We start from the raw sequence: 17,539 nt of genomic DNA, 5'->3' as shown, positions 1-17,539 counted from the left end.
GAATGCCTGTGAATCCGCAGGACAACAGCCCTCGTGAGCCCGTGCAAGAGGCGTGCAAGCCCGCTGCAAGGGGTGGGCTGCATCGTCTAGGGCATGAACCTCACTGCAACTCCCCCAGCCATCGAGGCCGACGGGCTCGTGAAGCTCTTCGGCCGCCAGCGCGCCGTCGACGGCGTGAGCCTGTCCGTGCCGACCGGGTCGGTGTACGGAGTGCTCGGCCCGAACGGCGCGGGCAAGACCACCACGGTGCGGATGCTTGCGACGCTGTTGCGCCCGGACGGCGGCGAGGCCCGGATCTTCGGCCACGACGTGGTGCGTGAACCGAACGCGGTGCGCTCGCTGGTCGGTGTCACGGGCCAGTATGCGTCCGTCGACGAGGACCTGTCGGCGGTCGAGAATCTGGTGATCTTCGCCCGGTTGCTCGGCCTGAGCCGGGGCGACGCACGACGCAAGTGCACGGAACTGCTCGAGGAGTTCGACCTCACCGAGGCGGCGACGAAGCCGCTGAAGAATTTCTCGGGCGGCATGCGACGGCGCCTGGACCTGGCGGCCAGCCTGATCGCCCATCCGCCGCTGTTGTTCCTCGACGAGCCGACGACGGGCCTGGACCCGCGGACTCGTGCCCAGATGTGGGACACCATCCGCCGGCTGGTCGCGGACGGGTCGACGGTGCTGCTGACCACGCAGTACCTCGACGAGGCGGACCAGCTGGCGGATCGGATCGCCGTCATCGACCGCGGGAAGGTGATCGCGGACGGCACGGCCGACGAGTTGAAGGCGTCCGTCGGCGTCTCGTCGCTGCAGTTGACCCTGGCCGATCGCGGACAGATCGACGACGCGCGTTCGGTGATCGCACACACCCTCGGCGTGGATGTGGCGATCACACCGGAGATCGGCCGCCTCACCGCACCGATGACCGATCCGTCGCTCACCGTGGAACTCCTGATCCGGTTGCGCGACCACGGGATCGCCGTCGACGAGATCACCGTCCAGAAGCCGAGTCTCGACGAGGTCTTCCTCACCATCACCGGCCACGGCGCAGAAGACACTGCCGCCGACGCCGATACCGAACGGAGCGTCGCATGACCACCGCCCTCGAATCCCGCGCACACGCGGGCCCGCAACCGATTCCGGAGGCCCGGAACCGGATCAGCCTCGAACAGTCCGTCGCCAACACGCTGACCATGGCGTACCGGGGACTACTCAAGATCAAGCACAACCCGGAGCAACTGTTCGACGTCGTCGTCCAGCCGATCATCTTCACGTTGATGTTCACGTACATCTTCGGTGGCGCCATCTCCGGCGACGTGGCGTCGTATCTGCCGATCATCATCCCGGGCATCCTGGTTCAGACGGTGATCACCACGTCGATCGTGACCGGCACCCAGTTGCGGGAAGACATGGACAAGGGCGTCTTCGACCGCTTCAAGTCGCTGCCGATCGCCCGCATCGCGCCGCTGTCCGGCGCTCTCCTCGCCGACGTCGTGCGGTACGGCATCGCCACGACCATCACGTTCACTGTCGGTATCGCGATGGGGTACCGGCCGGGCGGCGGCGTCGTCGGGGTGGTGTCGGCCGGTGTGCTCGTCGTCGTCTGCGCCTTCTCGATCAGCTGGATCTTCGCGCTGATGGGCGTCCTCATGAGCAAAGCGTCCTCGGTGCAGGGCATTTCGATGCTGATCCTGTTCCCGCTGACGTTCATGTCCAACGCGTTCGTGCCTGCCGACACGATGCCGGGCTGGATGCAGGCGTTCGTGAACGTCAACCCCGTGTCTCACGTCGTGACCGCGGTGCGGGAACTCGTCAACGACGGCCACTTCGGTGTGCACGTCGTGTGGTCGCTGCTCGGCGCCGCCGTGATCGTCGCGATCATGGCACCGCTGACGGTCCGTACCTACATGCGTAAGGCCTGACACCTCGAGAACGAGCGAGCCGGTGGACGCGGGGTCCACCGGCTCGCTTCGATTATTTCTCCAGTTCGGGGGCGTCCGCCTGCAACTCCCCCACCTCGGTCTTGAGGATCCGCATCGACCGTCCCAGGCCGCGGGCGGCGTCCGGGAGCTTCTTCGACCCGAACAGCACCACGAGCACCACCGCGATGATCGCCCAGTGGCTCGGGCTCAGCGCCCCCACTACTGCGGCTCCTCGCCGTCGGGGTACGCTGCGTCCACCTCGACCTCGACGAGCCAGCCGGCGGCGGGCAGGCTCGCGACCTCGAGCGCGAACCGGCTGGGCCGTGCGGAGTTCCGCTCCATCGGGGCGGCCGGTTCGGCGGTGCCGAGCGGGACGAGTTCAGTGTCGCCGGTGTCGAGGTTGGTGTTCGCGAAGAACTGCCGGTATGCGCGGTTCCAGCCGGCGTAGTCGGCGCGGTCGGTGCCGGGGGCGTTGTCGAGGAACACCCGCATGGTCACGACGTCCTCGAGCGTCAGTCCCTGTGCCTCGAGATTGTCGCGAATCCGCTTCAGCGCGTTGATGCCCTGCGCTTCGGTGATGGTGACTCCGGCCGGGAGTGCGCCGCCGGAGAACACGTCGGTGTCGATGTACGACTCGGGGGTGCCCTCGGGTGCGGCCTTGTTGGACGCGCCCGGGCCGATGCCGCTCGATTTGTAGACGGCGGTGCCGCCGCCGATCGCGACACCCTGCGCGATCATCGGATTCGCCTCCCCGGCTTCGAGAACGGACTTGGAGACGAACGTGCTGCCAGGTGCCTCAGCCGCCGCCTCCTCGGAGGAGCACGACGTTCCCCCGGCGATCAGAGCGGATGCGGCGAGTGCGGCGGTCACGGCCTTGGTACGAAAAGACTTCACAGTGCACAACTCCTGGTTCGGGGGAATGGGTCAGGCTTCCTGGGCGACGCGCTCGTGGATGTGGGTGACGACGTCGCGGGCGGATGTCAGCGCGCCGTGTTGCCAGGCGATGGCGTTGGACAGGTGGTCGCCGGCGAAGTAGATCTTGTCGACGGGTTCGAGCAGCTTCTCGTACTCGGGAGTGGCCGCCCCGCCGTGCGAGCCGCCGCTGCCCGCCCAGTTGGCCCAGGCACTCTCGGAGTACTTGGTGCGGCGCCAGCTGCCCGAGAACGACGAGGAGATGTCGCGGGTGTATTTGTCGCCGTGGATCTCCGAGCCCTCCGCGATCGCCTTGGCGAGCCGCTGGCGGTGGGTGAGCGACTCGAACGCCTCCTGCCGCTTGCCACTGCTGTAGTACGCGACGACCACGCCCCGGTCGGAGTTGTAGTGGTCGTACGGGAACATGATCTGCGAGATGTCCTTGTCGGTGTTGGACGCGCCGCCGTAGATGCGCTCTTCCGTCTCCCACCACCGGCGCGAGTACTCGATGCCGAGCTTTCCGGACGACGACGGCTTGGCCGCCTTCAGCGCGGTGAGCACGTCGGCGGGCAGATTGTTCTGCAGTCGTCCGACGAGGTGCGGCGGGATGGTGCAGATCGCGTAGTCGGCGGTGATCGACTTCTTCGCGCCGCCTGCGGTGTATTCGACCGTGACACCGCCGGACACGTTCTTCATCGACGTGACCTCGGCGCCGAAGACGATGTTGTCGGTGCCGATCCGGTCCTGGAACGCGTAGTAGATCCGGTCCATCCCGCCGACCGGGGTGAACATCATCATCGCCTGGTCGTAGCCGAAGTCGAAGCTGAAGTTGCGGCCGATGCCGCTGCGGATCACTTCCTGCATCGCGAACGGCTTCTTTTCGGTGCCGAAGTTCAGGCCGGCTCCGGGCTCGGAATCGTAACCGCGACGGGATGATCCGAGGTAGCGGCCGTCGTCGGACAGGTCGCCGAAGTCGCTGAGGAATTCCGACAGCGCGTCCTTGTCCTCCCGGGTCAGTACCTGGTCCAGGGCGCCCTGATCGGTGGCCTTCTTCAGCAGTTCGGACATGTAGCCGAACGTGTCGGCCTTCGCCGCCCGGTAGGTGACGGACTGTCCCGACAGGGACGTGTCGCTCGCGTAGTTCACGAACGTGTTGGCGTTCTGGTTGCCGAAGCCCTGGATCTCGACGCCGAGTTCGCGGCAGTAGTCGAGTGTGATGTGGCTCTGCGGGATGCGGGTGGCGCCGACGTTGTAGAAGTGGCCGTCCGAGAACGTGCACTTCTGGGTCTCGCCGTTCAGGTCGGTCTCCTCGGTGCCGCCCCGGGCGGTCCAGACGCGGCCGCCGGGCCGGGTGCGGGCCTCGAGGACCGTCACCGTGTATCCGGCCTTCTGCAGTTCGAATGCCGAACACAGTCCGGCGGGGCCGCCGCCGAGCACGACCACGGAGTGGCTGCCCTTCACCTTGCCGATGAGGTCGCCGGCCGCGAGCGGCTGGAAGGTGCGGGCGGGCGCGGCGGTCGACGGTGCGAGCCCGAGCGTCGACATCGCGCCGTACGCGAGTCCTGCGCCCCCAGTGGCCCCGAGGCCCTTCATGAAAGATCTACGTGTGAATGCCAATTCGCGCTCCCATTCTTGCGCCCGGCGACCCGGGTAACGTGTCCGGATTCATCCTGGGAGGCAAGCGAGTCGGGAAGTTGTCGGCGGCGAAACAGTCTGAGGCCGGCGAGCGAGAACGGGTGTGTGCCGTTCTCACTCCCGAGTCGCAGTTCGACCCGAAACCGAAACTTTTCGGCAACACGACCCGGCTAGTTTCACGCGCATGTCAGCCCTTTCCGACGCCATCGCGCGTTCATTCGCCACCGGCGAGCCCGCACGTGCGGCCCTGTCGCCGTTGCGTGCGCTAGGCAGGCGACAACTGTCGGGCGTCGAGGTTCTCGCCCAGTCGGTGGCGACGACGGCGCCTGCGGTGTCGATGGTGGTGCTTCCCGTCACCATGTTCACCCACCAGATGCTGCTCAGCGGTCTGATTACGATCGTCGTCGCGACGGTGGTGGTGTCCCTGATCGCGGTGTGCGTCTCGCAGTTCACGCGGCGCATGGCGGCCGCGGGCGGTCTCTACAGTTTCGTGTTCCAGGGCCTCGGCACCCGGGCCGCGCTGACGGCGGGCGTCGCGATGCTGACCAAGTACGTGGGCAGTGCGGTGATGACGCTGTATCACGGCGGCCAAGCCGTGATCGCGACGCTCGGCTTCTTCGGGGTGGAGTTGCGCGGGCCCACCGAGCGCCTTCTCGTGTACGCCGGGATCGCGATCGTGATCCTCGGTTGCCTGGTCCGTGGGGTGCGGTTCGCGGCTCTCGCGATCCTCGCCGTCGAATCGTGCTCGTTGCTGTTCATCGCCGGTCTGATGATCGTGACCGGCGCGGGCGGCCAGCACGCAACGGTGCCGCCGTCCGATTCCGCGTACGGACCGCTGCTCATGACTCTGGCCGCGGTGTTCGCGCTGGCCGGCTTCGAGAGTGCCACGTTCTTCGGCCCGGAGGCCAAGCGCCCGCTCGCCACGGTGACCCGCACCGTGATGCTCACTCCGATGATCTGCGGCGGCCTGTTCATCTTCTCGGCGTGGGCCGCCTGGTCCGGTCGCGCCGACACCCTGGTGAACGCGTACCTCCACGGCACCGCTACCGGTGTCGACCCGGCCGTGGTGATCGCCCTGAACCTCGGGTTGGGCACGTCGTGGCTGGCGTCGGCGATGGCGTCGTCGAATGCCGCGTCGCGCCTGCTGTATTCGATGGGCATCGAACGGGTAGTCCCGCGTCTGTTCGCCCGGGTGCACCGCAGCCACCGCACCCCGTACGCGGCGCTGGCGGTCATCGTGTGCGCCGTGTGTGCGGGTGCCGCGACGTTCAGCATCGTCGGGAAATCGACCGGATTTTCTCACGTGCAGTTGATCGCCAGGACTGCGGTGGTCGCGGCGTACGTGCTGGTGGCCGTGGCGTCGGTGCGGTTCCTCAGCCGGATCGGGGAGCACACCCCGCTCGTCCTGGCGGCGGGAGTCGCAGGCAGCGCCGCCGGCGGAATCGTCCTGGCCTACATGCTGTTCGTGAACGTGGCCCACGGATTCTCGATGGTCCCCGCCGTGGTGCTGGCCCTGTTGCTGTCGGGTTCGGCGTGGCAGTTGTACCTGCGGTGGCGCCACCCGGCGAGTCTACGGTCGATGGGGGTGTTCGACACCGCCGAGACGGACGACGTGCTGCCGGGGGCCGGGGTGTACGCGACCGATGCCGCCGGGAACCTCGCGTTGACGGCGGCTGGACGCACTCCCGGGTCCCGGTGATGGGCGCCCGAGCCGGGGAGATCGCGGGCCACGAACCACGCGCCGTGCAGAAGGCACTCGCCCTGCTGGAGGCCGTGGCTCAGCTCGGGTCCGGGGCGACGGCGAGAGACATCGCCGCACACGCGGGGATCCCCCAGGCCACGGCGTACCGGCTGCTCAATCTTTTGACCGCCGACGGCTATCTGGTGCGGATCGCCGATCTGTCCGGGTTCGCGCTGGGCCGCAGGACCCGGCAGCTGGCGGGGGCGGATGCGGCGCCGGACCCGGTCGACCACCACGCCGTGCTCGAGGAACTGCGGGAGCAGGTGCGTTTCGGGATCCATCTGGCATCGTTCGCGGGCAGCCGGGTGCGACTGATCGACCGGGATCCCGACCACGAACTCAGCGGCGAGAACACGATCGCCGCGCACCTGCACGCGTCCGCCATCGGCAAGGTCCTCCTCGCGTCCCGTCCCGAACTGGTGCCGCCGAGCCTGCGCAGGGTGACGTCGTCGACCATCACCGACTTCGGCGCGCTGCGGACCGAACTCGACGCCGTCCGGCACACCGGTTCGGCCCGCGAGGTCGACGAGGTGCGCGTCGGCCGCAGCGCTGTCGCCGTCCCGGTGCACGACGCGCAGAACGCGGTGACCGGTTGCCTCGCGGCGATCGGGAAGACGGGACGGCTGGCGGTCGACGACCCGGAGCTGACCGACCTCCTACGTTCCGGCGCGGCGCGGGTCGGCGGCCGGGTGCCCGCCTGACGCGAGGTCGCGACTCACGGCGGCGAGCACATCCAGAATCTCGGTGTGCACCGCACGACGTGACCAGGTGCCGAACCTCGCCTGCGCCGACGTCCAGTGGTCCGCCTCGACGTTCTCGAGTGCGAACGCGACGTGCCGGTGGTGTTGCAGCGAGACGCTGTCCTGCCGGGCGCGCGCCGGGACGGACAGTGCCAGCAGCGCGAGACCGCGGTCGGAATCACCGCGCGCGATCTCGAAACATCCGATGCCCGCCGCGACGGCGCCGGTGACCGGCAGATCCGGATATGCGCCCACACCCAGCCGGGACCGTGCCCACTCCGCGAGTTGCGGAACGACGTCCACGATCATCTCGGACCGGCCGTGCAGCACGTGGGCGGACACCACCGAGGCCGCCAGCACGAGTCCGTACGGATCGGCGTAGAGCGCGGCCGTGATCCGGGGGTACATCAGGTCCAGCGCCTCCCGGTACCGGGCGAGCCCCCGTTCGACGTCGCCGTCCGCCAGATCGGCTTCCGCGAGACTGCCGATGGCGGCTATCCGCCATTCGTCCTGCTGGTCGTCGGTCCCCGCGCCGGGACCGCGATGCTCGAGCAGAGTCTCGGCCAGCACCTTCCGGCCCGCCTCCACGTCGCCGTCCGCGATCAGCGCGGAGGCCTGGAAACCCCACAGCTGATTCGCCTCCTCCTGCGCGCCCAGTTTCCGCAACTTCTCGACCGCGACCTGATAGAGCCCCACCGCGTCCCGGTATCGTCCGGACTGGCTGTACAGCGAGCCGAGGAACTGTGCCGCCATCGCCGTGCCCCACACGTCACCGATCGCGGCGCACAGTTCGGAGACGGCCTGCGCGTCGCGCACGGCACCCCGGAAATCGCCGAGGTTCTCACGCATGCTGGCTCGTGCTGCCAGCGCCGCCGCATGGGTTTCCCGATCGTGCGAGCGCACCCCTTCCGCGACCGCCCTGGCGTGCCGCCGCCCCGAACCCAGAGACAGGATGACCGTCACCGCGAAGGAGGAGACCGGCGGCAGATCGGCGCGCCCGCAGAGGAGGTGCCGCAATCGCGTCCGGGTGCGGGCGAGGGTGCGGGCCTGACCGCCGAACACCAGATGCATCGCCGCGAGCAGGAACGTGTACGCCACCAATTCCGAGTCGACGTCACTCAGATCCGCGTCTTCCGTTGCCGCGAGGATCCGCGGCGTCCAGTTCATCACCTCCGAGTGCGCGCCCCGGATGGCCCACAGGCCACCGAGCACCGGGAACACGATCGCAACCGTCTCGGCGTCGCCGCGTTCCACAGCCCACCGGAGCACGGCGAGGAAGTTGTCGTGGTCGGCGTCGATGTCGTCGGCGAGCGCGACCTGGTCGGCACGGCACCGCACCAGCGCCTCCGACGCGAACGCGTGTGCCCACACTCGCTGGCGGGCAAACACTTCCGGCTCCTCGGCAGCCTCGGCGAGTCGCTCCTCGCCGTATTCCCGCACCGTCTCGAGCATGTAGTAGCGCAGCGTGTCCGACGTCTCGGACACGGACAGCAGGGATTGATTCACGAGGCCCTCGACAGCCTCCACGACATCATCGACGCCGTCCCACTCCGCGATCGTCCGGGCGGCGTCGAGGGTGAAACCGGCCGGGAACCGGCAGAGTCTGCGCAGCGCGATCTGCTGCTGCTCGCCCAGAAGCTGCCAGCTCCAATCGATGACGGCGTGCAGGGTGCGGTGCCGTTCGGGCGACGTCGGGTCGTGTGAGCGCAGCAGCGCGAACCGGTGCTCGAGCCTTCGTCCGATGTCCTCGACGCTCATGCTGCGTACCCGCGCGGCGGCCAGTTCGATTGCGAGCGGAAGGCCGTCGAGGGTGCGGCAGACACTGCGCACGGTCTCCGGGTCGAGACGCGCCGTGGGCCGTACGGCGCGGGCCCGGGCCGTGAACAATTGCACGGCGGGCGCATCGTCGTCGTCGATCGCCAGCGGCGGCAGTGGGTACACCGCCTCGGATGCGAGCATGAGCGGTGATCGGCTGGTCGCGAGGACGGTCAGCTGATCGCCTGCGGCCACCAGATCGGCCACGATCTCGGAGCAGGCCCCGACGACGTGCTCGCAGTTGTCGAGAATCAGGAGCATCGGCCCAGCCGACAGCGCTTCCCGGAGCTTTTCCCGCGCGGAATGGATGCGGCCGAGGGTGAGCCGTCCCGGCGCGATGTCGATTTCGCTGAGACCGAGGGTGCTGCTGATCGCCGCGACGACGTCCTCACTGCTGCGCAACGACGCGAGTTCCACCAGGGCCACGGACGTCCGCGCGGCGGCCCGCGCACCCAGTTCGTGCGCGAGCCGGGTCTTGCCCGCACCGCCCGGTCCGAGGATGGTCACGACACGCGAGGACGTGAGCAGTCCCTCGATCTCCACCACGTCGATGTCACGCCCCAGCAAGGCGTTCGGTGCTGCCCGGAGGCCGATCGCCGTGCGGTCCGGCGCCGCGGGGCGCCTGCCGTCCGACTCGGGTGCGCCGTCGCCGCGCAGGATCTCGGCGTGCAGGGCGACGAGGGCGGGCGACGGGTCTGCCCCCAGCCGATCCACCAGCCGCCTGCGGAAGGTCGCGAACACATCCAGCGCCTCGTTGTCACGCCCGAGCCCGGCGAGCACGCGCATGAGGTCGGCGTGCGCCCGCTCGTCGAGGGGTTCCGCGGCCACGTGGGCCTGCGCCTTCGGCAGAGCGGTCGCCCAGTCTCCCGCCTCCACCAGCGCCGCCCGGTCCGCGGCCTCGAGCCGGCCCCGGATCACCGCGGCGTCCGCTGCGAGTTCCGTTGCGGCCGCACCCTCGGGCAGGTCGGCGCCCGGGTCGCCCCGCCACAGCGCGAGCGCGTCGCGGATCTCGTCCGGCCCGGCGCCGCCGACGTGACCCCGGCCCTGTAGTCGGCGGGCCACGTCCTCCGCGCGGGTCAGGTCGACGGCGTCCCGCGATACCGCCAGCCGGTATCCGGCCGGGCCGATCTCCAGCGCCCCATCCGGCAACGCCGCCCGCAGCCGGGAGACCTGCGTGTGCAGCGCGTTCATCGGGGACCGCGGCGGATCCTCGCCCCACACTTCGTCGATGAGAGCCTGCGCGGACCGGCTCCGGCCGGGCACGCGGGCGAGGGCAACGAGCAGGCTGCGCGCGCGGGTGCCGGGGAGCGGTGCGAGCGCGCCCGATCGCCGCGTCGATACCTCACCCAACAAGGCGACCTGGATCGGTGCGCTTGCCGGTGCCACCGTCTCGTCCACGCTCATCTGCTGGTCCACCGCGTTCGATGGTATTGCACCGGGCGGACGCGAACTTCTCGAAGTTCGGTGTGGGTGCGGGCGCCTTCTCGCTCGGTGCAAAGATCGGTGCATGGCAACGGCTGCTCAATGGATCGAAGGCGCTCGTCCGCGCACCCTCCCGAACGCGATCGCCCCGGTGCTCGTGGGCACCGGCGCCGCGGCATCGCTCGGCGGCGCGGTGTGGTGGAAGGCGGTACTGGCACTGGTGGTCTCTCTCGCGTTGATCGTGGGAGTCAATTTCGCCAACGACTACTCGGACGGGATTCGCGGCACCGACGACGAGCGCGTCGGACCGCTGCGGCTCGTCGGGTCCAAGCTGGTGAAACCGTCGGCGGTGAAGGCGGCGGCCATCGCTTGCTTCGCGGTCGCCGCGGTGGCCGGCCTCGTCCTCGCGGTCACCACCGCGTGGTGGCTCGTGCTGATCGGCGCCCTGTGCATCGTGGGCGCCTGGTTCTACACGGGCGGCAAGAAGCCGTACGGGTACAGCGGCTTCGGCGAGGTCGCCGTCTTCGTGTTCTTCGGTCTCGTCGCCGTCCTGGGCACCCAGTACGTGCAGGCCGAGACGATCGATTGGGCCGGTGTGGTGTCCGCGGTCGCCGTCGGGTCGTTCTCGAGCGCGGTTCTCGTCGCCAACAATCTGCGGGACATTCCCACCGACACCGAATCCGGCAAACGCACGCTCGCCGTCCGGCTCGGCGACTCGCGTACCCGCATCCTGCACCTGGTCACGCTGACGGTCCCGTTCGTCGTGACCCTGGTCCTGGTGCTGCGCACCCCGTGGGCGCTCGTCGGACTGCTCGCGCTGCCCCTCGCCGTCCGGGCGAACGCCCCCGTCCGCTCGGGCGGCCTGGGTCTCGCACTGATTCCCGCGCTGCGGGATTCGGGGCTGGCGATGCTGATCTGGGGCGCCGCCACGGCCGTGGCACTGTCGGCCGCCTGACCCTCCGCGTCAGTCGCCGTCCGGCAGCAGAATGCCGAGGACGAAGTTGACGATCGAGATGATCAGGCCGCCCCACACGGCCGTCCAGAAGCCGTCGACGGTCAGGCCGTACTCGGTCTGGGAGCTCAGCCACGCGGTGAGCAGCAGCATCAGGGCGTTGATCACCAGGGTGAACAGGCCGAGCGTCAGGATCAGCAGCGGCAGCGACAGCAACTTCACCAGCGGCTTGACGAAGATGTTGACGACGGTGAACACCAGCGCGATGCCGAGCAGCACCACGATGTCCCAGCCGGTTCCGTTGCCCGAACTGGAGATGTCGATACCCGACACCCAGGCTGCCGCCAGCCAGATCGCGAACGCGTTGATGACGAGGCGTACCAAGAAGGTCATGCGTGCATGCTGGCACACCGATTGGACAAACGGGAACCGGGCGACCGGTCAGGCAGCGCGGTCGTCGAGCGCCGCGTGCACGCGGCGGCGGAGTTCGCCGACCCCGACCCGGACCTCGAGGATCTCCTTCGTCGTGCCCTCGGCGACGCGCAGCACCCCGAGGAAGATGTGCTCGGCGCCGATGTGATCGTCCTTGCGCGCCAGCGCCTCCCGCAGTGAGAGTTCGATCGCCTTCTTCGCGTCGCGGGTGAACCCGATGTGTCCCGACTTCCGGCCGAACCAACCGCGCTTCTCCGAGGGCTGTTCCGGATCGAGCACGCCCTTGCCGAAGTTCTGCTCGAGACTCTGCCGCACGGCGTCGAGGTCGATCCCGATCGATTCGAGTGCTTCCGCGTCGGCGTCACTCAGGGCGGTGCCGTGGGCCGCGACGGTTGATCGCGCGGTGTCCTCCTCGATGCCGGCGTCGGCGAGGATGCCGTGGACGGGTTCGGTTTTCACGGACAGCAGGGCGAGCACGAGGTGTTCGGGCCCGATCTGCGGTGACTTCACGTCGCGCGCTTCCTGCTGCGCGCCGATCACCACGGCCCGGGCGTCCGTCGAGAATCGTTCGAACATGCGCCTTACCTCCCTCTCCGGTTGTGTTTCTGGTGGACGGCCTGCCTGCTCACCTCGAGGGAGTCGGCGATCGCCTGCCAGGACCAGCCCTGGGCGCGGGCGTTGGCGACCTGGATGGCCTCGAGCCGTTCGAGGAGACGCCGCAGCGCACGCACGGCCCGCAACCCCTCGGCGGGGTCGGGGCTGCCCGCCGCTGCGGCGAGCGTGGTTGCTTCGGTCATGCATGTCAATTTAGGTTGACACCGACCGGGCGTCAACCCTGATTGACAGATTTCGGGAAGGCCGTCAGTACGCGGCGACTGCCCCGTCGACGGCGATCTGCAGGTCCTTCTGCACGACGTGCGCGATGTCCATCGGTTTCGCCGGAAGGTCGAATACCGGCTCCGACACGAACACGCTGGCCGACTTCACGTTCTCGGGGTCGGGCCCGTGGGCGTCCGGCCCGTAACTGATGCCAATGGACAGCAGCACGGGCGAGACTCCGCGGTCCGCCGCACGTTTCGCGATGTGACCGATGCCGCTGTTGATGTGCTGCAGCCGGGTCGGATCGTCCTCGTTGCACGTGCCCTCGGGAAAGATCGCCAGGTTGTCGCCGCGACAGAGCCGCTCGGCGGAGATGTCCATCATGAGCCTGCCCGCATCGGCGACCGCCCGGAGCCCGTAGTTCTTACTGCGGAACACCGGGATACCGCCCATCATGTCGACCTTCTTGTGCAGGTCGGGGTCGACGAACAATTCGTCTTTCGCGAGCACCCGGGTGCGTCCGATCGCGCGGCGCAACGGCGTGTTCCAGGCCGTCGCCGCCAGCGTGTACTGATCGCTGTGGGTCACGTGATTGGCGGCGACGATCAGCACCCTGCCGGACTTCACCAGCCCGGCGAGCTGCGCCTTCGCGTCGTCCGCGTAGACGATCCGCGGCCGGTACTTCGCATACAGCGACGCGTACGCCAGCTTGGCGAGCACCCGATTCTGCCGGTGGTCGCGGTAGTACGCGTACACCGCTTCGTAGTTCTCGAGAGTCACCTCGGGCTTGTTCATGCGTATCCCCGCTCCGTCGTCCTCACGCCAGGCTACCAACCTACGGTTGCGTAGCCTACGGAGGAGTAGGTATTGGGAAAGTGCAGGGAAACTGTGCGAACAGCACGATTTCGGGTACAAAAGACCTGTGATCCGCCCGGCCATTTCCACCGACCTGCCCGCTCTGCAAGACATCGAAATCGCGGCGGGTGCGCCGTTCCGCGACATCGGCATGGACGCCGTCGCCGACGATCCCCCGTTCTCACTCGACGAGCTGACCGAATACCTCCAGCTGGAATGCATCTGGGTCGCGGTCGACGCAGACGATGCCCCGGTCGCCTACGCACTCGTCGCCGTCGTCGACGGCGGCGCGCACATCGAGCAGGTTTCGGTCCACCCCGGCCACGCCCGCCAGGGCCTCGGCGCCCTGCTGCTCGACGAGATCTCGTCGTGGGCGGCCGTCCGCGGACTGCCCGCCCTCACTCTCACCACGTTCGTCGACGTCCCGTGGAACGCCCCCTATTACGAGCGGCTGGGTTTTCGCCCCCTGCCGGAGACCGACCTCACTCCGGGCCTGTCACGCATCCGCGACGACGAGGCCCGGCACGGTCTGGCCGCGTGGCCGCGGGTCACGATGACCCGCGCGGTGACCGCGCCGGTGCGCACCGCCGCCACCGCGCCTCAGCCGGGCTGACCGGGCCACTCACCGGTCGCCGCGAACCGGTCGAGCACCGCGGTCGGGCCTGAGAGGTCGATGCCCTCGCCTGCCACCCAGTCGTCGTCGAAGTAGGTGTCGGCGTACCGTTCGCCGCCGTCGCACAGGACGGTGACGACACTGCCGGACCGTCCGGCCGCGAGCATCTCCGCGACGACGGTGAACGCGCCCCACAAGTTCGTGCCCGTCGACCCGCCGACCCGGCGGCCCAGCACCGAACTGGCGTGCCGGGCCGTCGCGATGGACGCGGCGTCGGGCACCCGCATCATGCGGTCGATGACCTGGCCGACGAAGGACGGCTCCACCCGCGGCCGGCCGATGCCCTCGATCCGCGAGGGCATTCCTGTCGCGTATTCGCAGGAGTTGCTCTCGTAGCCGCCGAAGAACGCGGAGTTCTCGGGGTCCACGACGAGAAGGCGGGTCGCGTGCCTGCGGTACCGGATGTACCGGCCCAGCGTCGCGCTGGTGCCGCCGGTCCCGGCGCTCATGACGAGCCACTCCGGCACCGGGTGCTCTTCCTGAATCATCTGCTGGTAGATCGACTCGGCGATGTTGTTGTTGCCGCGCCAGTCGGTGGCCCGTTCCGCGTGCGTGAACTGGTCCATGAAGTGACCGTTCGTCTCCGCGGCGAGCCGACGGGCCTCGCTGTAGATCTCCGGCGGGTGGTCGATGAAGTGGCAGCGACCGCCCTGCGCCTCGATGAGGGCAATCTTCGCGCCGCTCGTGCTGCGCGGCACGACGGCCACGAAGTCGAGCCCGAGCATCTTCGCGAAGTAGGCCTCACTGACGGCCGTCGATCCCGACGACGCCTCGATGACCGTCGTTCCCTCGGTGATCCAGCCGTTGCAGATCGCGTACAGGAACAGCGACCGGGCCAGCCTGTGCTTGAGGCTGCCCGTGATGTGGGTCGACTCGTCCTTCAGATAGAGCTGCACACCCCAGTCGACGGGCAGCGGGTACCGCAGCAGGTGCGTGTCGGCGCTGCGCTGCGCGTCCGCGTCGATGAGGCGGACAGCGTTGTCGACCCAGTCGCGCGGCAAGCTCCGGTCGATGACGACGCAGTCGTCGACCGTCACCGGGACGTGCCCTCACCACGGAGCCGGGCACGCAGGTCGGCCTGGTCGGCGCGGCGCTGCGCGTCGAATGTGGCGATCCCCTCGTTGACCCGCTTGCGGAGTTTCGCGAACAGCAGCAGCGACAGCGGGAGCGCGATGAGGACCGCGAAGATCGCGGCGACGAGCAACGGAACGGCGACCCCGACGAGTGCGGCCACCCCGAGGATGATGGCGCCGATGACGACGACCAGCAGCAGCCGGGCGATCGAATAGATCGCGACGTCGCGCGCCAGCTGCCGCTTGGTCACCCGCCCGTCCTGCTTCGCTTTCGCGCTCGAATCTGCGGGCTCGACCTGGTCTTCTGGCTTCTCGGATGACTCGCTCACGGTCCCAGGTTACCCACCGCCGAGGGGGCTCCTCACACGTCCGACTTATCCGATTTGTCTATTACCTCCCCTTTACCAACATTAGATCGTTCGAGTACCCGGGGTCTCGGATGTCACGATGACCGAGATCAGTCGCAACAGCGGCCGGCTTCAGCACAGACCAGTCGAAAGCAGTGGAGGATCGTCGATGAGCGCACCCACCTACAACGGACCCGGATTCAGCGGATCCAACGAAGCCCTCATGACCCCGGGCCAGGTGGCTGCCCTGTTCCATGTCGACCCGAAGACCGTGACGCGTTGGGCGCACGCGGGGCGGCTCGGATCGCTGCGCACCCCCGGCGGGCACCGCCGCTTCCGCGAGGCCGAGGTCATGCAGCTGCTCCGCTCCCTCACGACAGAGGCGGGCCGACCCTGACGCTGCAGGCGGGCCGACCCTGACGCTGCAGGCGGGCCGACCCTGAGGTTCGCCGAGTAACACCGCACTGCCCGGACGCCCTGCGACCGGGTAGGTGCCCTCTGCTGCCGACGCGGCTACGCTCGAGGAATACCGGCTACCCTCGAGCGGTGTAAGGAGGTGCGCGGTGATCTATCTGTTGGCACTCATCGGGCTCGTGACAGTGGCGGTCCTGATGTGGAAGGCGTTCGGCCCGAATACGAGGCCCGTGCTGAGCACGCGGGTGCAGGGACCGGACGACGATCCGGATTTCCTGTGGAAGGTGGATCGGGAGACGCGTCGGAAGAAGTCCGACGAACCCGATGCCGGTCCGGCGGACCCGGCCGGATGAGAAACAGCCGTGGTGCCGGTTGGGCCGGCACCATCGGCGTCACTGCCTCAGCGACGGTCCTGTAGCGCGAAACTCGACGCCGGGAAGTCGGAGGCCACCGCGGCGGCCAGTTCGAGGAGTGCGTTGCGCGTCTTAGGACGCAGCCGCTCGAGTTCGATCTCGGCGCCCTCTTCGAGGTGCGGGTCGAACGGAATCAGCCGCACGAGGCGGCATCGCTGCTCGAAGTGCTCGACGACCTTCGGCAGATCCACCTTGCCCGACCTGGGGCGCACCGCATTGACGACGGCCACCGACCGGGCCACGAGTTCGCGGTATCCGTGGGCGTCGAGCCAGTCGAGTGTGGCGGAGGCGCTTCGGGCGCCGTCGACGGATCCCGAACTGACCACCACGAGTGCGTCGGCCTCTTCGAGGATGGTCTGCATCGCGGAGTGCATCAGTCCGGTGCCGCAGTCGGTGAGGACGATGCTGTAGAACTTCTCGAGCATCGTGACGGTCCGCGAGTAGTCGTCGGCGCTGAACGCCTCCGAGACGGCCGGGTCGCTGTCGGATGCGAGCACCTCGAGCCGGTGCCGGCTCTGCGACGTGTAACTGCGGACGTCGCTGTACTTTTCGATGCTCTTCTCGTCGCGCAGCAGGTTCCGCACCGTCGCGGGGGTCTCGAGGGGAATCTTCTGACTCAGCGTGCCGCGGTCGGGGTTGGCGTCGACGGCGATGACGCGGTCGCCGCGCAGTGATGCGAACGTGGAGCCGAGGGTCGCGGTGGTCGTGGTCTTGCCGACTCCGCCCTTGAGGCTGAGCAGCGCGATCTTGTAGCACCCCTGCAGCGGCTGGTTGACCTGCTTGGTCAGCTCGATCCGCCGCTGTTCCTTCGCGCTGTTCCCGACGTTGATGTAGCGGCCGGACAGTTGGTACAGCGCCTTGCGCCACCCGGTGGTGGGGGCGGGCTTGACCTGCTTGAGGAGCAGCGACGTCGACAGGTCACGGGCGGACACCGCGTACTGCTGATCGGCGTTCGTGTTGTGCGGACGATTCGCGGGCTGCTGGGGCGCGAACGCACCCGGCTGCGGCGGGGGTGTGTGCTGGACCGGCGGCTGCTGCGGGGGCGTGAACGCCGCCGGCTGGGGTGCCTGAGCCTGCGGTACGGCGGGGGCAGCCGGCGCCTGCTGCGGGGCGGGGGCCTGGGTCTGCGGCCGCACGGGTGCGGCGGCGGGGGCCTGGGCGGCGGGCTGTGCGAACGGATTGGGACCCTGCGGCTGAACGTACGGGGCCTGCCGCGCGGCGTTCCAGGCGACGGTCGATCCGGTGTCGTCCGCGGGCGGATTCGATGCAGGCCGTACCGGCTCCCACATGCCGGAGTTGTTTTCGGACATGGCTGAACGTCCCCCTCGTGAAGTCTCCATCGTCCCCACCGGATCTCACCGATCGGAGACGTCGCGGCGGAAG

General features: G+C 68.7%; 19 protein-coding genes. 8 read left to right on the top strand and 11 right to left on the bottom strand.

Features of this window, described 5'->3' with window-relative positions:
* The first annotated feature begins 93 nt into the window (after positions 1-93).
* Both CJ179_RS19760 and CJ179_RS19755 read left to right on the top strand, forming a co-directional pair.
* Complete coding sequence (locus CJ179_RS19760; protein ID WP_072940429.1) at positions 94-1,086, top strand: ATP-binding cassette domain-containing protein; 993 nt, start codon at positions 94-96, stop codon at positions 1,084-1,086.
* Positions 1,083-1,913 (top strand): ABC transporter permease, encoded by an 831-nt coding sequence (locus tag CJ179_RS19755; RefSeq protein WP_072939961.1) that lies wholly within the window; start codon positions 1,083-1,085, stop codon positions 1,911-1,913. Before CJ179_RS19760 ends, CJ179_RS19755 begins: the two co-directional genes overlap by 4 nt.
* A gap of 52 nt (positions 1,914-1,965) precedes the next feature.
* Here the strand turns inward: CJ179_RS19755 and tatA are convergent, their stop codons facing one another.
* The 3 genes from tatA to CJ179_RS19740 are packed head-to-tail and all read right to left on the bottom strand — an operon-like array spanning position 1,966 to position 4,418.
* Positions 1,966-2,133 carry a Sec-independent protein translocase subunit TatA gene (tatA, locus tag CJ179_RS19750; protein ID WP_005252050.1) on the bottom strand — a complete coding sequence of 56 codons (168 nt, stop codon included), beginning with the start codon at positions 2,131-2,133 and terminating at the stop codon, positions 1,966-1,968.
* Entirely contained in the window at positions 2,133-2,807 is a 675-nt protein-coding gene (locus tag CJ179_RS19745) for a Rid family hydrolase (RefSeq protein ID WP_095862567.1), read from the bottom strand. Before CJ179_RS19745 ends, tatA begins: the two co-directional genes overlap by 1 nt.
* Before the next feature lie 30 nt (positions 2,808-2,837).
* On the bottom strand, positions 2,838-4,418 hold the full coding sequence (locus CJ179_RS19740) for an FAD-dependent oxidoreductase (protein WP_095862566.1): 1,581 nt from the start codon (positions 4,416-4,418) through the stop codon (positions 2,838-2,840).
* Positions 4,419-4,644: 226 nt separating this feature from the next.
* Here CJ179_RS19740 and CJ179_RS19735 point away from each other — a divergent pair, with 226 nt between their 5' ends.
* Both CJ179_RS19735 and CJ179_RS19730 read left to right on the top strand, forming a co-directional pair.
* Positions 4,645-6,159: an APC family permease gene (locus CJ179_RS19735; protein ID WP_072939952.1), complete on the top strand. Its 1,515-nt coding sequence runs from the start codon at positions 4,645-4,647 to the stop codon at positions 6,157-6,159.
* Positions 6,159-6,902 carry an IclR family transcriptional regulator gene (locus tag CJ179_RS19730; RefSeq protein WP_072939949.1) on the top strand — a complete coding sequence of 248 codons (744 nt, stop codon included), beginning with the start codon at positions 6,159-6,161 and terminating at the stop codon, positions 6,900-6,902. Before CJ179_RS19735 ends, CJ179_RS19730 begins: the two co-directional genes overlap by 1 nt.
* Here CJ179_RS19730 and CJ179_RS19725 read toward each other — a convergent pair.
* Positions 6,858-10,160, bottom strand: coding sequence for a BTAD domain-containing putative transcriptional regulator (locus CJ179_RS19725; RefSeq protein ID WP_095862755.1), 3,303 nt, complete (start codon positions 10,158-10,160; stop codon positions 6,858-6,860). The two genes, CJ179_RS19730 and CJ179_RS19725, sit on opposite strands and share 45 nt — an antisense overlap.
* Before the next feature lie 103 nt (positions 10,161-10,263).
* Between CJ179_RS19725 and CJ179_RS19720 the strand changes: the two genes are divergently transcribed.
* Positions 10,264-11,133 carry a 1,4-dihydroxy-2-naphthoate polyprenyltransferase gene (locus CJ179_RS19720; protein WP_072939946.1) on the top strand — a complete coding sequence of 290 codons (870 nt, stop codon included), beginning with the start codon at positions 10,264-10,266 and terminating at the stop codon, positions 11,131-11,133.
* Positions 11,134-11,142: 9 nt separating this feature from the next.
* Here CJ179_RS19720 and CJ179_RS19715 read toward each other — a convergent pair whose 3' ends face one another.
* From CJ179_RS19715 to CJ179_RS19700, 4 genes are all read right to left on the bottom strand, one after another.
* Entirely contained in the window at positions 11,143-11,523 is a 381-nt protein-coding gene (locus CJ179_RS19715) for a phage holin family protein (RefSeq protein ID WP_072939943.1), read from the bottom strand.
* Positions 11,524-11,571: 48 nt separating this feature from the next.
* Positions 11,572-12,138 (bottom strand): Clp protease N-terminal domain-containing protein, encoded by a 567-nt coding sequence (locus CJ179_RS19710; RefSeq protein WP_095862565.1) that lies wholly within the window; start codon positions 12,136-12,138, stop codon positions 11,572-11,574.
* A 5-nt stretch (positions 12,139-12,143) separates the two neighbouring features.
* A complete protein-coding gene (locus CJ179_RS19705; RefSeq protein WP_005258323.1) occupies positions 12,144-12,359 on the bottom strand; it encodes a hypothetical protein in 216 nt (71 codons plus the stop codon).
* A gap of 64 nt (positions 12,360-12,423) precedes the next feature.
* Positions 12,424-13,176 carry a 1-acyl-sn-glycerol-3-phosphate acyltransferase gene (locus tag CJ179_RS19700; RefSeq protein WP_072939937.1) on the bottom strand — a complete coding sequence of 251 codons (753 nt, stop codon included), beginning with the start codon at positions 13,174-13,176 and terminating at the stop codon, positions 12,424-12,426.
* Positions 13,177-13,303: 127 nt separating this feature from the next.
* Between CJ179_RS19700 and CJ179_RS19695 the strand changes: the two genes are divergently transcribed.
* Positions 13,304-13,849 (top strand): GNAT family N-acetyltransferase, encoded by a 546-nt coding sequence (locus CJ179_RS19695; RefSeq protein ID WP_095862564.1) that lies wholly within the window; start codon positions 13,304-13,306, stop codon positions 13,847-13,849.
* On the opposite strand, the gene CJ179_RS19690 is transcribed toward CJ179_RS19695, so the two are convergent.
* Positions 13,837-14,946 (bottom strand): PLP-dependent cysteine synthase family protein, encoded by a 1,110-nt coding sequence (locus CJ179_RS19690; protein WP_072939932.1) that lies wholly within the window; start codon positions 14,944-14,946, stop codon positions 13,837-13,839. The genes CJ179_RS19695 and CJ179_RS19690 overlap by 13 nt on opposite strands.
* Positions 14,943-15,311 (bottom strand): DUF4229 domain-containing protein, encoded by a 369-nt coding sequence (locus tag CJ179_RS19685; RefSeq protein ID WP_095862563.1) that lies wholly within the window; start codon positions 15,309-15,311, stop codon positions 14,943-14,945. The genes CJ179_RS19690 and CJ179_RS19685 overlap by 4 nt, the downstream gene beginning before the upstream one ends.
* 187 nt (positions 15,312-15,498) lie before the next feature.
* Between CJ179_RS19685 and CJ179_RS19680 the strand changes: the two genes are divergently transcribed.
* Entirely contained in the window at positions 15,499-15,726 is a 228-nt protein-coding gene (locus tag CJ179_RS19680) for a BldC family transcriptional regulator (RefSeq protein ID WP_005252019.1), read from the top strand.
* Positions 15,727-15,892: 166 nt separating this feature from the next.
* A complete protein-coding gene (locus tag CJ179_RS19675) occupies positions 15,893-16,096 on the top strand; it encodes a hypothetical protein (protein ID WP_072939927.1) in 204 nt (67 codons plus the stop codon).
* A gap of 47 nt (positions 16,097-16,143) precedes the next feature.
* Here CJ179_RS19675 and CJ179_RS19670 read toward each other — a convergent pair whose 3' ends face one another.
* Positions 16,144-17,466 (bottom strand): MinD/ParA family protein, encoded by a 1,323-nt coding sequence (locus CJ179_RS19670; RefSeq protein ID WP_072939924.1) that lies wholly within the window; start codon positions 17,464-17,466, stop codon positions 16,144-16,146.
* Between the last annotated feature and the right edge of the window lie 73 nt (positions 17,467-17,539).

Source organism: Rhodococcus sp. ACS1 (assembly GCF_002300155.1).
Classification (GTDB): domain Bacteria; phylum Actinomycetota; class Actinomycetes; order Mycobacteriales; family Mycobacteriaceae; genus Rhodococcus_F; species Rhodococcus_F koreensis.
Note: the sequence above shows the minus strand (reverse complement) of the source record. Positions and strands in the feature narration are given on the sequence as shown.